At 62.6% G+C, this 13,828-nt stretch carries 14 protein-coding genes; 11 read left to right on the top strand and 3 right to left on the bottom strand.

Annotation, left to right across the window (positions count from 1 at the left end):
- Nucleotides 1-2 precede the first annotated feature (2 nt).
- From trmD to BJQ17_RS24230, 3 genes are all read left to right on the top strand, one after another.
- Nucleotides 3-755, top strand: a complete 753-nt coding sequence (gene trmD, locus BJQ17_RS24240) for a tRNA (guanosine(37)-N1)-methyltransferase TrmD (protein ID WP_003252146.1) — start codon at nucleotides 3-5, stop codon at nucleotides 753-755.
- Between the two features lie 42 nt (nucleotides 756-797).
- On the top strand, nucleotides 798-1,148 hold the full coding sequence (gene rplS, locus BJQ17_RS24235; RefSeq protein WP_003252148.1) for a 50S ribosomal protein L19: 351 nt from the start codon (nucleotides 798-800) through the stop codon (nucleotides 1,146-1,148).
- A 94-nt stretch (nucleotides 1,149-1,242) separates the two neighbouring features.
- Nucleotides 1,243-1,650 carry an acyl-CoA thioesterase gene (locus BJQ17_RS24230; protein ID WP_003252150.1) on the top strand — a complete coding sequence of 136 codons (408 nt, stop codon included), beginning with the start codon at nucleotides 1,243-1,245 and terminating at the stop codon, nucleotides 1,648-1,650.
- Between the two features lie 3 nt (nucleotides 1,651-1,653).
- Here the strand turns inward: BJQ17_RS24230 and BJQ17_RS24225 are convergent, their stop codons facing one another.
- The gene (locus BJQ17_RS24225; RefSeq protein ID WP_004575448.1) at nucleotides 1,654-3,459 is read right to left on the bottom strand and encodes a sodium:proton antiporter; all 1,806 of its coding nucleotides are present in this window, start codon (nucleotides 3,457-3,459) and stop codon (nucleotides 1,654-1,656) included.
- 68 nt (nucleotides 3,460-3,527) lie between these two features.
- On the opposite strand from BJQ17_RS24225, the gene xerD reads away from it, so the two are divergent.
- From xerD to BJQ17_RS24195, 6 genes are all read left to right on the top strand, one after another.
- Complete coding sequence (gene xerD, locus BJQ17_RS24220; protein WP_003252154.1) at nucleotides 3,528-4,424, top strand: site-specific tyrosine recombinase XerD; 897 nt, start codon at nucleotides 3,528-3,530, stop codon at nucleotides 4,422-4,424.
- 153 nt (nucleotides 4,425-4,577) lie between these two features.
- Nucleotides 4,578-5,321: a thioredoxin fold domain-containing protein gene (locus BJQ17_RS24215; protein WP_003252155.1), complete on the top strand. Its 744-nt coding sequence runs from the start codon at nucleotides 4,578-4,580 to the stop codon at nucleotides 5,319-5,321.
- 83 nt (nucleotides 5,322-5,404) lie between these two features.
- The gene (locus BJQ17_RS24210; RefSeq protein ID WP_003252157.1) at nucleotides 5,405-6,709 is read left to right on the top strand and encodes a homoserine dehydrogenase; all 1,305 of its coding nucleotides are present in this window, start codon (nucleotides 5,405-5,407) and stop codon (nucleotides 6,707-6,709) included.
- Between the two features lie 59 nt (nucleotides 6,710-6,768).
- Complete coding sequence (gene thrC, locus BJQ17_RS24205) at nucleotides 6,769-8,178, top strand: threonine synthase (RefSeq protein WP_070096770.1); 1,410 nt, start codon at nucleotides 6,769-6,771, stop codon at nucleotides 8,176-8,178.
- Between the two features lie 130 nt (nucleotides 8,179-8,308).
- The gene (locus BJQ17_RS24200; protein ID WP_004575449.1) at nucleotides 8,309-8,728 is read left to right on the top strand and encodes a response regulator; all 420 of its coding nucleotides are present in this window, start codon (nucleotides 8,309-8,311) and stop codon (nucleotides 8,726-8,728) included.
- A gap of 79 nt (nucleotides 8,729-8,807) precedes the next feature.
- Nucleotides 8,808-9,089 carry a DUF3509 domain-containing protein gene (locus BJQ17_RS24195; RefSeq protein ID WP_003252163.1) on the top strand — a complete coding sequence of 94 codons (282 nt, stop codon included), beginning with the start codon at nucleotides 8,808-8,810 and terminating at the stop codon, nucleotides 9,087-9,089.
- 187 nt (nucleotides 9,090-9,276) lie between these two features.
- On the opposite strand, the gene BJQ17_RS24190 is transcribed toward BJQ17_RS24195, so the two are convergent.
- A complete protein-coding gene (locus BJQ17_RS24190; protein WP_003252166.1) occupies nucleotides 9,277-10,152 on the bottom strand; it encodes a TIGR02285 family protein in 876 nt (291 codons plus the stop codon).
- Between the two features lie 20 nt (nucleotides 10,153-10,172).
- Nucleotides 10,173-11,372: a CaiB/BaiF CoA-transferase family protein gene (locus BJQ17_RS24185; RefSeq protein ID WP_003252168.1), complete on the bottom strand. Its 1,200-nt coding sequence runs from the start codon at nucleotides 11,370-11,372 to the stop codon at nucleotides 10,173-10,175.
- 130 nt (nucleotides 11,373-11,502) lie between these two features.
- On the opposite strand from BJQ17_RS24185, the gene BJQ17_RS24180 reads away from it, so the two are divergent.
- A complete protein-coding gene (locus BJQ17_RS24180) occupies nucleotides 11,503-12,045 on the top strand; it encodes a YaeQ family protein (RefSeq protein WP_003252169.1) in 543 nt (180 codons plus the stop codon).
- An 8-nt stretch (nucleotides 12,046-12,053) separates the two neighbouring features.
- Nucleotides 12,054-13,763: a single-stranded-DNA-specific exonuclease RecJ gene (recJ, locus tag BJQ17_RS24175; RefSeq protein ID WP_003252171.1), complete on the top strand. Its 1,710-nt coding sequence runs from the start codon at nucleotides 12,054-12,056 to the stop codon at nucleotides 13,761-13,763.
- Nucleotides 13,764-13,828: the final 65 nt, after the last annotated feature.

Genomic DNA, 13,828 nt, shown 5'->3' with positions numbered 1-13,828 from the left:
CGATGGGTAACCTTCGCGTAGACGTCATCACGTTGTTCCCCGAGATGTTCTCGGCCATCACGGAGTACGGCATTACCAGCCGCGCGGTGAAACAAGGGTTGCTTCAGGTGACTTGCTGGAACCCGCGGGACTACACCACAGATCGTCACCACACGGTAGATGATCGGCCGTTTGGCGGTGGTCCGGGCATGGTGATGAAAATCAAGCCTCTGGAAGACGCCTTGGTTAGCGCCAGGCAGGCGACCGGAGCAGCGGCGAAGGTGATCTACCTTTCGCCACAAGGCCGCAAGCTGACTCAGCAGGCGGTCAAAGGCCTGGCCGAACAGGAATCGTTGATCCTGATCGCCGGTCGTTATGAAGGCATCGACGAGCGCTTTATCGAGGCTCATGTCGATGAGGAGTGGTCGATTGGCGACTATGTGCTTTCCGGTGGCGAGCTGCCGGCCATGGTACTGATCGATGCGGTTACGCGACTGCTGCCCGGAGCTTTAGGGCATGTGGACTCGGCGGAAGAAGATTCCTTCACCGACGGTCTGCTCGATTGCCCGCACTACACCCGGCCTGAGGTGTATGCGGATCAGCGTGTTCCCGACGTGTTGCTAAGTGGCAACCATGCACATATCCGGCGTTGGAGGATGAAGCAGTCCCTTGGTAGGACCTTCGAACGACGCGCCGATCTTCTGGAAAGTCGCTCGCTTTCTGGAGAAGAGAAGAAGCTGCTCGAGGAATATCTCCGCGAGCGGGACGATAGTTAAACGTATCGATGGTGGATCGCGTATCCATCTTAGGAGCACAGCATGACCAACAAGATCATCCAGCAGCTCGAAGCCGAGCAGATGAGCAAGGAAATCCCAACCTTCGCACCAGGCGACACCGTTGTCGTTCAGGTTAAAGTGAAGGAAGGTGAGCGTTCCCGTCTGCAGGCGTTCGAAGGCGTCGTTATCGCCAAGCGTAACCGCGGTCTGAACAGCGCCTTCACCGTGCGCAAGATCTCCAGCGGCGTTGGCGTAGAGCGTACCTTCCAGACCTACAGCCCGCAAATCGACAGCCTGGCCGTGAAACGTCGTGGTGACGTGCGTAAAGCCAAGCTGTACTACCTGCGCGACCTGTCCGGCAAAGCCGCTCGCATCAAGGAAAAACTGTCCTGAGTGCAGTTTGCCCGGTGGCCGAGGCCGCCTAGCGAGAAAAAAGCAGCCTTCGGGCTGCTTTTTTGCGTTTTGAAACCCCGAAAATGTGATTGCCATGACGACCCGAGACCAGGAAATCCAGCGCCGCACCGAACTGTCGGTGACCCGCGTGACCAAGGCGGTGTTCCCCAATACCACCAACCACCACAACACCCTGTTCGGCGGCACCGCCCTGGCCTGGATGGACGAAGTGTCGTTCATCGCTGCCACGCGTTTCTGCCGCCTGCCATTGGTGACCGTGTCTACAGACCGCATCGATTTCAAGCACCCGATTCCGGCGGGCTCGATCGTCGAGCTGGTGGGGACGGTGATCAAGGTCGGCAATACCAGCTTGCAGGTGCAGGTGGATGTGTTTGTCGAGAACATGTACCTGGATGGCCGTGATCGGGCAATCCATGGGGTGTTCAGCTTCGTCGCCATTGACGAGGACAAGCGCCCGGTGCCCGTGCTGCCAGGCACCTGAGCATTACGGTTGCGCTGCTGGCTCGATCAATGCCACCAAGGTCCAGCCCGGTTGTGGCTGCAACGGGTTATCAGGGCTGGCTACATGGACCCAGCCATGGCCATCGCGCGCGAACAGCAAGTTTGCCCGTTCGCCATGCAGTGCCTGGTAGGCATCCCAGCCAAAGCCTTCGGTCAGGTTGGTGCTATACAGCTCGGCGCCTTGATGCAGACGGTTGGCCAGTTGCAGGTAGGTCATCGGCTTGGCCCCCAATAGATGCCCACGGTGTTCTTCGGCCGCCCGATGCTTGTCGCTACGTTGTTTCTCCAGGCCACTGGCTAGCACGAACAGCCGGCTGTGGCCGAAATCATGACGGAACCTGGCGCAGGCCAGGGCATTGATTTCGCCGGCGGGAGAGAGGCCCAGCAAGTGCCCGAGGCCGACCAGGTCCAGATGGGCGTCGGCATGCTGCGAGGCCGGGTTGCCAAAGTAGGTCGTGAGCCCGTCCATGCGTGCGGCGCGGATGTTTTCCCAGCTGGAGTCCGTCAGCAAAACCCGGCAGCCCAATTGTTGAAGGGCTTTGGCGATGGCCCGGGCCGGTTCGTTGGCACCGACGATGAGAAACCCGCTGGGTGCCGGTTCGGCGACCTTGAGCAAGCGTGCCAGCGGCCTGGCCGTGGCGCTTTGCAGTACCACCGTGCCAATGATTACCGCGAAGGTCAACGGTACCAGCAGCAAGGCATCCTGGTGGCCGGCCTGGTGCAGGCGGATGGCAAAAATAGCGGAAACGGCCGCAGCAACGATGCCGCGTGGCGCAATCCAGGCCAGCAGCGCGCGCTCCCGCCAGTTGAGTGTCGAGCCCAGTGTGGCCAGCCAAACGTTGAGCGGACGTGCCAGCAGCTGGATCACCAGCAACAATGCCAGCACAGCAGGGCCAAGGCCCAGCAGGGCATGCAGGTCAAGGCGTGCAGCCAGCAGGATGAACAGGCCGGATATCAGCAGCACACTGAGGTTTTCCTTGAAGTGCAGGATTTGCCGCACATCAACCCCGCGCATGTTGGCCAGCCACATGCCCATCACGGTCACCGCCAGCAGCCCGGACTCGTGCACGATCTGGTTGGCGGCGATGAAAATGCCCAGTACCGCCGCCAAAGACGCGAGATTGTGCAGATATTCTGGTAGCCACTGTTCGCGCATGATTTGCCCCAGTACCCAGCCCCCTGCCGCGCCCAGGGCGGTACCGCAGAAGATCACACCGGCAAAAGTGATAAGGCTCTGGCTCAGGCCGTTACCCTCGGCGCTGGCGATGATGAAGCTGTATACCACCACGGCGAGCAGCGCGCCGATGGGGTCGATCATGATCCCTTCCCAGCGCAGGATGTTCGCGATCGCAGACTTTGGCCGCACCACGCGCAGCATCGGCACGATCACCGTGGGGCCGGTCACCAGCGTCAGGGTGCCGAAAAGAATCGCCAGCGGCCAGTCGAACCCGAGCAGCCAGTGGGTTGCCAGTGCAATCACCAGCCAGGTGACCAGTGCACCTACCGTGACCAGGCGATGCACCACGCTGCCGATCTCGCGCCACTGCGACAGGTGCAGGGTCAGGCTGCCTTCGAACAGGATCAGCGCCACCGCCAGCGACACCAGCGGCATCAGCAATGGGCCGAACAGCGCCTCGGGATCGAGCCATCCCAGCGCTGGACCGGCAAGGATCCCGGCCAACAACAGAAACAGAATTGCCGGCAGCTTCAGGCGCCAGGCCAGCCACTGGCAGGCGAGCGCTGCTGCGCCGATGCCGCCCACACTCAGAAGGATCTGCTGTTCGCTCATGCGGGCTCCCTATGCCGACGTTGTTATGAAAGACTAAGCGCCATTTCGTCGTTTGCCACCGAGATTTCATGCCCGCCCTCGACCACCCCCTGATCGACCAGTTCCTTGACGCCCTATGGCTGGAAAAAGGCCTGTCCGACAACACCCGCGTGTCCTACCGCAGCGACCTGGCCCTGTTCAATGGCTGGCTGCAGGAGCATTCGGTATCGCTGCCAGACGCCGGCCGCGACCTGATCCTCGATCACCTGGCCTGGCGCCTGGATCAGGGCTACAAGCCACGTTCCACGGCGCGTTTCCTCTCCGGTCTGCGCGGCTTTTTCCGTTACCTGCTGCGGGAAAAGCTGGTGGCCATCGACCCGACCCTGCAGGTCGACATGCCGCAATTGGGCAAGCCGCTACCCAAGTCGCTGTCCGAAGCCGACGTCGAAGCCCTGTTGCAGGCTCCGGACCTGGGCGAAGCCATTGGCCAACGCGACCGTGCCATGCTCGAAGTGCTCTACGCGTGCGGCCTTCGGGTTACCGAACTGGTCAGCCTGACCCTCGACCAGGTCAACCTGCGCCAGGGTGTGCTGCGGGTGATGGGCAAGGGCAGCAAGGAACGCCTGGTGCCCATGGGTGAAGAGGCGGTGGTGTGGTTGGAGCGCTACCAGCGCGATGGTCGCGCCGAACTGCTCAATGGCCGTCCCAGCGACGTGCTGTTCCCCAGTCAGCGCGGCGAGCAGATGACGCGCCAGACCTTCTGGCACCGTATCAAACACCACGCACGGGTTGCCGGCATCGACAAGCCGCTGTCGCCGCACACCTTGCGGCATGCCTTCGCCACCCACCTGCTCAACCACGGTGCCGACTTGCGGGTGGTGCAGATGCTGCTGGGCCACAGTGACCTGTCGACCACGCAGATCTATACCCACGTCGCCAAGGCCCGCCTGCAGCAGTTGCACGCCCAGCACCACCCGCGTGGATGAATGTTTTTCATGTTCCGCCGACCGGTCCTTGCGACCCCCTTCACGGGCAGCGTGATGTGGTAGGCTTGAGCGGTTTGCACCAAGGGCCGCACGGTCACCGCGTATTTTCCGCAGGTGGCGCCCTCCGGCCCCTGTCCGCCTTCAGGAGTTCCCATGCGCGTGACCCAGTTTTTCGCCGCCGCCGCGTTGGCGCTGGCCAGTACCTTTGCCGTTGCCGCGGCAACCGATAGCAACGCCGGTGCCGAGCAGGCCATCCGTAAATCGTTGCAGAACCTCGAGTTGGAAGTGCCCGTGGAAAGCGTGGCCAGCAGCCCGCTCAACGGCCTGTATGAAGTCAAGCTGCAGGGCGGCCGCGTGCTGTACGCCAGCGCTGACGGCCAGTTCGTGATGCAGGGCTACCTGTTCCAGATCCAGGACGGCAAGCCGGTCAACCTCACCGAAAAAACCGAACGCCAAGGTATCGCCAAGCTCATCAACGGCATTCCAGCCGCCGAGATGGTGGTTTATCCTGCCAAAGGCGAGACCAAGTCGCACATCACCGTGTTCACCGACACTACCTGCCCGTACTGCCACAAACTGCACGCCGAAGTGCCTGAGTTGAACCGTCGCGGTATCGAAGTGCGCTATGTCGCCTTCCCGCGTCAGGGCCTCGGTTCGGCGGGTGACCAGCAGTTGCAGGCGGTGTGGTGCTCCAGCGACCGCCGTGGGGCGATGGACAAAATGGTCGAAGGTGAAGAAATCAAGGCCGCCAAGTGCACCAACCCGGTCAGCAAGCAGTTCCAGCTGGGTCAGTCGATCGGTGTCAACGGCACGCCGGCCATTGTTCTTGAAAGCGGCCAGGTCATTCCGGGCTACCAGCCGGCACCGCAGGTCGCCAAGCTGGCACTTGCCAAGTAATCCAGTTCAGTACGCCGTCGTCATGGGGTGACGGCAAGTTTCACGGTCGGCAAACGTGTCGGCCGTTCAATGGGGAGTTCACAGTGAAACCGGTCAAAGTAGGCATCTGTGGGTTGGGGACCGTCGGTGGCGGAACCTTCAATGTACTTCAGCGCAACGCCGAGGAGATTGCCCGCCGTGCCGGGCGCGGTATTGAAGTGGCACAGATCGCCATGCGCTCGCAGAACCCGAACTGCCAGATTACCGGTACCCCCATTACCGCTGACGTGTTCGAAGTTGCAAGCAACCCGGAGATCGACATTGTCATCGAGCTGATCGGTGGCTATACCATCGCCCGCGACCTGGTGCTGAAGGCCATCGAAAACGGCAAGCACGTGGTCACTGCCAACAAGGCGCTGATTGCCGTGCACGGCAACGAAATCTTCGCCAAAGCTCGCGAGAAGGGCGTGATTGTCGCTTTCGAGGCGGCCGTAGCCGGTGGCATCCCGGTGATCAAGGCCATCCGCGAAGGCCTGTCGGCCAACCGCATCAACTGGCTGGCTGGCATCATCAACGGCACTGGCAACTTCATCCTCACCGAAATGCGTGAGAAGGGCCGTGCCTTCCCGGACGTGCTGGCCGAAGCTCAGGCGCTGGGCTACGCCGAAGCCGACCCGACCTTTGACGTAGAAGGCATCGACGCTGCGCACAAGCTGACGATCCTGGCGTCCATCGCGTTCGGTATCCCGCTGCAGTTCGACAAGGCCTACACCGAAGGTATCACCCAGCTGACAACGGCAGACGTGAACTACGCCGAGGCCTTGGGCTACCGCATCAAGCACCTGGGTGTGGCGCGTCGCACCGCCGAAGGTATCGAGCTGCGCGTGCACCCGACGCTGATCCCGGCCGACCGTCTGATCGCCAACGTCAACGGCGTGATGAACGCTGTCATGGTCAACGGTGATGCTGCTGGCTCCACCCTGTACTACGGTGCCGGCGCGGGTATGGAGCCTACCGCTTCGTCAGTGGTCGGCGACCTGGTCGACGTGGTCCGTGCCATGACCTCCGACCCGGAAAACCGTGTGCCGCACCTGGCCTTCCAGCCAGACTCGCTGTCGGCCCACCCGATCCTGCCGATCGAAGCCTGCGAAAGCGCCTACTACCTGCGTATCCAGGCCAAGGATCACCCGGGCGTTCTGGCCCAGGTCGCCAGCATCCTCTCGGAGCGCGGTATCAACATCGAGTCGATCATGCAGAAGGAAGCCGAGGAACAGGATGGCCTGGTGCCAATGATCCTGGTGACCCATGGCGTGGTCGAGCAGCGTATCAATGACGCCATCGTCGCCCTGGAAGCCCTGCAGGACGTGGTCGGCAAGGTTGTGCGCATTCGCGTCGAGCAGCTCAACTAACAAATATTGCCGATGGGCCGCCCGCGCGGCCCCGGCCCCAGCATCGAAGGTTTGCACCCATGCGCTATATCAGTACCCGCGGCCAGGCACCGGCCCTGAATTTCGAAGACGTGCTGCTGGCTGGCCTGGCCAGCGACGGCGGCCTCTACGTGCCGGAAAACCTGCCACGCTTCACCCAGGAAGAAATCGCCTCGTGGGCCGGCTTGCCCTACCACGAGCTGGCCTTCCGCGTGATGCGTCCGTTCGTCGAGGGCAGCATCGCCGACGCCGACTTCAAGAAGATACTCGAAGAAACCTACGGCGAGTTCGCCCACGCTGCGGTCGCCCCGTTGCGTCAGCTGAACAGCAACGAGTGGGTGCTGGAGCTGTTCCACGGCCCGACCCTGGCGTTCAAGGACTTTGCCCTGCAGTTGCTCGGTCGCCTGCTTGACCATGTGCTGGCCAAGCGCAACGAGCGCGTGGTCATCATCGGTGCCACCAGCGGTGATACCGGTTCCGCTGCAATCGAAGGCTGCCGCCGTTGCGACAACGTCGACATCTTCATCCTGCACCCGCACCAGCGTGTATCGGAAGTGCAGCGCCGTCAGATGACTACCATCTTTGGCGACAACATCCACAACATCGCCATCGAAGGCAACTTCGACGACTGCCAGGAAATGGTCAAGGCCAGTTTCGCCGACCAGTCGTTCCTCAAGGGCACCCGCCTGGTCGCCGTCAACTCGATCAACTGGGCGCGGATCATGGCCCAGATCGTCTACTACTTCCATGCAGCCCTGCAGCTGGGCGGCCCGGCGCGCTCGGTGGCGTTCTCGGTACCGACCGGCAACTTCGGCGACATCTTCGCCGGCTACCTGGCGCGCAACATGGGCCTGCCGGTCAGCCAATTGATCGTCGCCACCAACCGCAACGACATCCTGCACCGCTTCATGAGCGGCAACCAGTACGTCAAGGAAACCCTGCACGCGACCCTGTCGCCGTCGATGGACATCATGGTCTCGTCCAACTTCGAGCGCCTGCTGTTCGACCTGCATGGTCGCAACGGCGGTGCGATTGCCGAGCTGATGGCCAACTTCAAGCAAGGTGGCGGCTTCAGCGTCGAGCAAGACCGCTGGACCGAAGCCCGCCAACTGTTCGACTCGCTGGCTGTCAGCGACGAGCAAACCTGCGAGACCATCGCAGAAGTGTTCGCCGCCACCGGTGAAGTGCTCGACCCGCATACCGCAATCGGCGTGAAGGCTGCCCGCGAGTGCCGCCGCAGCCTGGACACGCCAATGGTGGTGCTGGGTACCGCGCACCCGGTCAAGTTCCCGGACGCGGTGGAGAAGGCCGGTGTGGGCAAGGCGTTGGAGCTACCCGCGCACCTCAGCGACCTGTTCAGCCGTGAAGAGCGTTGCACGGTCCTGGCCAATGACCTGAAGGCTGTACAGGGCTTTGTCAGCCAGCACGGCAACCGCGGCAAGCCGCTGTAATTGCATGGCGTTTGGGGCTGCAGCGCAGCCCCAACGTCTCAGCCTTTTCCCTCCGGTCTATCAGAAACATCCTATTCAGCCTGCCGGGCGCCAAGCATAAATTAGCCGGTCCTCCCATCAGGAGCGGCTCATGCACCAGCCCTATGTGTTGATTCACCAGGCTCGCCCATCCCACCAGATCCTCTTGCACCAGGCCCTCAATGGCCAAGGCGTCTTCAACGTGCGCATCAGCGAAAGCGTCGCTGACCTCGACGCCTGCCTCTGCGCTGAGCGTCGCCCTGACTTGCTGATCCTTGACCACGCCATGCCAGCCCGGGCCGGCCTTGCTTTGCTCGCCCAGCAGCGACGAGTGCGCGCATTGCTGTTCGTCGGCCAGCCTGCCCCAACGCGTCAAAACCTTGCCCAGGAGGCCAGAAAATGTGGCATGTGGGTGCTCGACGAGTTGCCCTGGCCGCTGTCGATGCCACGCCTGCAGCACGCCTTGCAAACACTGCAGGTGCGCCCAGGGTCGCGTATTCAAACTGTCATGCCAGCCCCGCATGCTCACTGAAGCGGGCGCGGTTTGACGAACTTTCTGCGGCGCCTGTTGGTCAGTTACTTTAGGTCCCACCACGCAGCGAGTGATCCGGATGGAAAGAATCTGCAGCCTGCTCAACGAAGCCCTGACGCCCTATCAGACCCACCTCGGCATCGCCGATCCCAGTGGTAATCGTCAACTGACCGTTCACGACCCCCTCTCAGGTATTACCTTGCGGCGCACGGTCAGCGAGCGCCAATTGCAGGAGCAACGCCTGCTGATCGACCTCGTAGACGGCTTGCATCGAGACTTGCAGATAGCTGAGGGGCGGTTGCAGCCTTGTGTGATCGCGGCATTGCAGCATCGCCAACAACCGCAGGGAACCTTTGCCTGAGTGGCCTATCAGACAGTGTAGGGGCAGCCAGCCAGTGCTTTGCTCCGGCGCTGGCAAGGCTGCCACGGGAAGTCCTCAAGGGCTTTCGCTTGGCCCCGGGCGTCTTCCCCAGCGCCTGGGGTTTCTTTTTCTGGGCAGGCACGTATCCCTCGGCTGCTCCTGCAACGACGGTGCAGACCGGTTGGGCTTATTTGTCCTCAAAGAAGCGCCGGCTTTCCTCCAGATAGTCCTCCCGCAATGCCAGGTCCAGCCAGCGGGCATACAACCCTGGCAACACATCCCGGCGCAGGGTGGGCAGCAACTGGTCGATGTGGGCAACTGCCGCACGCCCCAATTCGCTGTCTGAACACCCCACATGCAGAAACTGGTAGCGATCCACGCCCTGCACAGCATGAAACTGGTAGTCAGCCAGTGACCCGCCTTGTTGTTGGATCAGGTAGCGCACTTCAGGCCAGTAGCCGAGCACGAGGCGCAGGCGCCCCAACTGCTGCATCTGCAGCAGGTTGGCGGTGGCCTCGTTGCCGTAGTGGCGGCTGAGCGCGCTGTCGGGTAACTGGCGCAAGATGCTGTCAATCTGCGTGCCGTAGCTGCGTTCCGCGACAATCCCAAGCTTTAGCGGGGCCTTGCTCAGCAGGCCATGCAGGTCCACCTGCTGGCCGTCGAGGTAGGGTGCCACCAGCGCCTGGTTTTCCTTGCGCAACACCAGGCCGCCGCTGAGCACGCCCAGCGATGGAACAGAAAAATGCACATATTTGGCCCGTTCCGGTGTCCACAGCAGGGTTGGGTCACAGGTGAAGGTGTCACGGTCTTGCAGCATCTGCAGGCTGCGGGCGCGGTTGACCCGCACGATGCTGTGTTCGTACTCGGGCATCTGCCTTATCAGCAGCGGTAACAACTGGTCGATGACCCCCCGGCCTTCTTCCGGGCCATCAAAAATGGTGAACGGTGGCAGGTCGCGTACCAGCCAGAAGAGGTGCTCCTTGGCATGTGCGGGCTGCAACAGCAACGCAGGTAGCAGCCCGCAGAGCAGGACCAGGTGGCGTAGGCAGCGGGGCGCGCACATGGAACCGGTCAGCGCCAGGATCAGACCGTGCCCGCTGCGCGCAGGCTGGCGATGGCCGCTGCGTCGTAGCCCAGGCTGCCGAGCAGCGCCTCGGTATGCTCGCCCAAGGCCGGGCCGACCCATTCGCTAGAGCCGGGTGTTTCCGACAGCTTGGGCACGATGCCGGGCATGTGGAATGGCTTGCCATCCGGCAGCTTGGCCTGCAGGAACATCTCGCGTGCCAGGTACTGGGGGTCGTTGAACATGTCTTCGGCCGAATAGATACGGCTGGCCGGCACTTCGGCAGTGGTCAGCACCTGCATCAGTTGCTCCAGTGGGAGGCTGTTGGCCCAGCGGTCGATTACCCCATACAGCTCGTCACGACGCAGGTCGCGGCCGTCGTTGCTGGCCAGGGTCGGGTCGTCGGCGAGGTCATCGCGACCGATGGCCTGCATGAAGCGCTTGAAGATCGCATCACCGTTGGCGCCGATCTGCACATGCTTGCCGTCGGCGCTTGTGTGGATGGAGGAGGGCGTGATGCCTGGCATGATGTTGCCGGTGCGTTCGCGGATGAAGCCGAACACATCGAATTCCGGGACCATGCTCTCCATCATGGCAAAGATCGCCTCGTACAGGGCCACGTCCACCACCTGGCCCTGGCCGCCGTTGACTTCCCGGTGGCGCAGTGCCATCAGCGCGCCGATCACCCCCCACAGGGCGGCAATCGAGTCCCCGATGGAAATCCCGGTTCGCACCGGCGGGCGGTCATCGAAACCCGTGATGTAGCGCAGGCCGCCCATTGACTCGCCTACGGCACCGAAGCCTGGCTGGTCTTTCATCGGCCCGGTCTGGCCAAAGCCCGACAGGCGCACCATCACCAGGCGCGGGTTCAGCGCATGCAGCACATCCCACCCCAAACCAAGTTTTTCCAGCACGCCCGGGCGAAAGTTTTCGATCAGGATGTCGGCCTCGGCCAGTAGGCGCTTGAGGATATCGCGGCCCTCGGGGTGCTTGAGGTTGAGGGTGAGCGACTGCTTGTTGCGGGCCTGCACGAACCACCACAGCGAGGTGCCCTCGTACAGCTTGCGCCACTTGCGCAGCGGGTCGCCGCCATCGGGCGATTCGACCTTGACCACTTCGGCGCCGAATTCGGCACAGATACGCGAGGCGAACGGCCCGGCGATCAGGGTACCGAGTTCGACAACTTTAAGGCCGGCGAGGGGTTTGCTGGGCGTCGACATGGGGTGTCCGTGGCAGTTGGGCAGAGCCGTGGTTTTATCACACGTCGGTTACGCCGGGTACTGCTGCGGGGCATGGAAGGTGCGGATGGGGTAGACTGTGCCACTTTCTTTTGCACGAAGCCCGTCGACCATGGCCCAGCCGTCCACCACCTACAAGTTCGAATTGAATCTCACCGACCTTGATCGCAACGTCTACGAAAGCGTCAAACAGACGATCGCACGGCACCCTTCGGAAACCGAAGAGCGCATGGCAGTTCGTTTGTTGGCGTACGCGCTCTGGTACAACGAGAACTTGTCGTTTGGCCGCGGCCTGTCGGATGTCGATGAGCCAGCGCTGTGGGAAAAGAGCCTGGACGATCGCGTGCTGCACTGGATTGAAGTTGGCCAGCCTGATGCCGATCGTCTGACCTGGTGCTCGCGTCGTACCGAACGCACCAGCTTGCTGGCTTACGGCAGCCTGCGAGTGTGGGAAGGCAAAGTGGTGAGCGCGGTCAAGAACCTGAAAAACCTGAGCATTGCCGCTGTGCCGCAAGAAGTGCTGGAAACCCTGGCGACCGACATGCCGCGTAGCATCAAGTGGGACGTGATGATCAGTGAAGGTACGGTATTCGTGACTGACGACCGTGGCCAGCATGAAGTACAACTGCAGTGGCTGCTCGGTGAGCGTGGTTGAAGCAACCCATGCGTATCGAACCTCGTCCGCTGCCGCCGACCCTGCCATTTCTGGGTAACTTGCCACCCTTGCTGACCCGCCTTTACGCCGCGCGCGGCGTGCAGAGCGAGGCCGAGCTGGACAAAAGCCTGGCACGCCTGCTGCCGTACCAGCAGCTCAAGGGCATCGAGGCCGGTGTGGACCTGCTGGTCGAAGCCATCGACCAGCGCCAGCGCATCCTCATCGTCGGCGACTTCGATGCCGACGGTGCCACCGCCAGCACCGTCGGGGTGCTGGGCCTGCGCCTGCTGGGTGCGGCCCATGTCGATTACCTGGTGCCCAACCGCTTCGAGTACGGCTACGGCCTGACCCCGGAAATCGTCGAGGTGGCGCTGCAGCGCCAGCCGCAGTTACTGATTACCGTGGACAACGGCATTTCCAGTGTTGACGGGGTGGCAGCCGCCAAGGCCGCCGGGCTCAAGGTGCTGGTCACCGACCACCACCTGCCGGGCGAGCAGCTGCCCGACGCCGATGCCATCATCAACCCCAACCAGCCGGGCTGCAGCTTTCCGAGCAAGTCCCTGGCCGGGGTAGGGGTGATCTTCTATGTGTTGATGGCCCTGCGCGCTCGCTTGCGCAGCCTTGGGCGGTACGAGGCGCAGCCACAGCCGAACATTGGCGAACTGCTCGATCTGGTGGCGCTGGGCAGTGTTGCTGACGTGGTACCGCTGGATGCCAACAACCGCATCCTGGTGCACCAAGGCCTCGAGCGCATCCGCGCCGGCCGAGCCCGACCGGGGCTGAAGGCCATTCTCGAAGTGGCCCGCCGTGATCACCGGCGCATCACCTCGACCGACCTCGGCTTCATCCTCGGCCCGCGGTTGAACGCCGCAGGGCGGCTGGACGACATGAGCCTGGGTATCGAATGCCTGCTGTGTGAGGACGCGACCCTGGCCCAGGACATGGCCCAGCAGCTGGACGACCTGAACCAGGACCGCAAGTCCATCGAGCAAGGCATGCAGCGCGAGGCCCTGGCCCAGCTCAAGGACCTGCCGGTCGAGTCCATGCCCTACGGCTTGTGCCTGTTCGATGCCGATTGGCACCAAGGGGTGATCGGTATTCTGGCTTCGCGTCTGAAGGAACGTTACCACCGGCCGACCATTGCGTTCGCTGATGCTGGCGACGGCATGCTCAAAGGTTCGGCGCGCTCGGTGCCGGGCTTCCATATTCGCGATGCGCTGGATGCCGTGGCCGCGCGCCACCCGCAGCTGATCAGCAAGTTCGGCGGCCACGCCATGGCTGCCGGTTTGTCGTTGCCAGAAGGCAACTTCCCGGCATTCGCCGAGGCCTTCGACGAAGAAGTGCGGCGTCAACTGCGCGAAGAAGACCTGACCGGCCGGCTGTTGTCCGACGGCAGCCTGGCGGTAGAGGAGTTCCACCTCGACCTGGCCAAGGCCCTGCGCCATGCCGGCCCATGGGGCCAGCACTTCCCTGAGCCGCTGTTCCATGGCGTGTTCCAGTTGGTGGAGCAGCGTGTGGTTGGCGAACGGCACCTGAAGGTGGTGCTCAAGAGCGAGTGTGGCTCGGTACGGCTGGATGGCATTGCCTTCGGCGTCGATCGCGAAGTGTGGCCGAACCCGACCGTGCGTTGGGTCGAGTTGGCTTACAAACTGGATGTGAACGAGTTTCGCGGCAATGAAAGTGTGCAGTTGATGATTGCCCACATGGAGCCGCGCTGACGGTTTTGCGGGGCTTGCCTTGATTCTTGTGGTGTGGCGGAAATCCAGCGCCGCCCGCGCGGCGC

This window comes from Pseudomonas sp. NBRC 111139 (genome assembly GCF_001753955.1).
Lineage (GTDB): Bacteria > Pseudomonadota > Gammaproteobacteria > Pseudomonadales > Pseudomonadaceae > Aquipseudomonas > Aquipseudomonas alloputida.
This window is presented reverse-complemented; position numbering and strand designations above follow the sequence as displayed.

What these genes read in the sequence shown, in the direction of transcription:
- xerD (WP_003252154.1), top strand. Translation starts at nt 3,528, where the DNA reads ATGCCCGCCCTCGACCACCCCCTGATCGACCAGTTCCTTGACGCCCTA.
- BJQ17_RS24190 (WP_003252166.1), bottom strand. Translation starts at nt 10,152, where the DNA reads ATGTGCGCGCCCCGCTGCCTACGCCACCTGGTCCTGCTCTGCGGGCTG.
- thrC (WP_070096770.1), top strand. Translation starts at nt 6,769, where the DNA reads ATGCGCTATATCAGTACCCGCGGCCAGGCACCGGCCCTGAATTTCGAA.
- BJQ17_RS24185 (WP_003252168.1), bottom strand. Translation starts at nt 11,372, where the DNA reads ATGTCGACGCCCAGCAAACCCCTCGCCGGCCTTAAAGTTGTCGAACTC.
- BJQ17_RS24195 (WP_003252163.1), top strand. Translation starts at nt 8,808, where the DNA reads ATGGAAAGAATCTGCAGCCTGCTCAACGAAGCCCTGACGCCCTATCAG.
- BJQ17_RS24230 (WP_003252150.1), top strand. Translation starts at nt 1,243, where the DNA reads ATGACGACCCGAGACCAGGAAATCCAGCGCCGCACCGAACTGTCGGTG.
- BJQ17_RS24200 (WP_004575449.1), top strand. Translation starts at nt 8,309, where the DNA reads ATGCACCAGCCCTATGTGTTGATTCACCAGGCTCGCCCATCCCACCAG.
- recJ (WP_003252171.1), top strand. Translation starts at nt 12,054, where the DNA reads ATGCGTATCGAACCTCGTCCGCTGCCGCCGACCCTGCCATTTCTGGGT.
- trmD (WP_003252146.1), top strand. Translation starts at nt 3, where the DNA reads ATGGGTAACCTTCGCGTAGACGTCATCACGTTGTTCCCCGAGATGTTC.
- BJQ17_RS24180 (WP_003252169.1), top strand. Translation starts at nt 11,503, where the DNA reads ATGGCCCAGCCGTCCACCACCTACAAGTTCGAATTGAATCTCACCGAC.
- BJQ17_RS24225 (WP_004575448.1), bottom strand. Translation starts at nt 3,459, where the DNA reads ATGAGCGAACAGCAGATCCTTCTGAGTGTGGGCGGCATCGGCGCAGCA.
- BJQ17_RS24215 (WP_003252155.1), top strand. Translation starts at nt 4,578, where the DNA reads ATGCGCGTGACCCAGTTTTTCGCCGCCGCCGCGTTGGCGCTGGCCAGT.
- rplS (WP_003252148.1), top strand. Translation starts at nt 798, where the DNA reads ATGACCAACAAGATCATCCAGCAGCTCGAAGCCGAGCAGATGAGCAAG.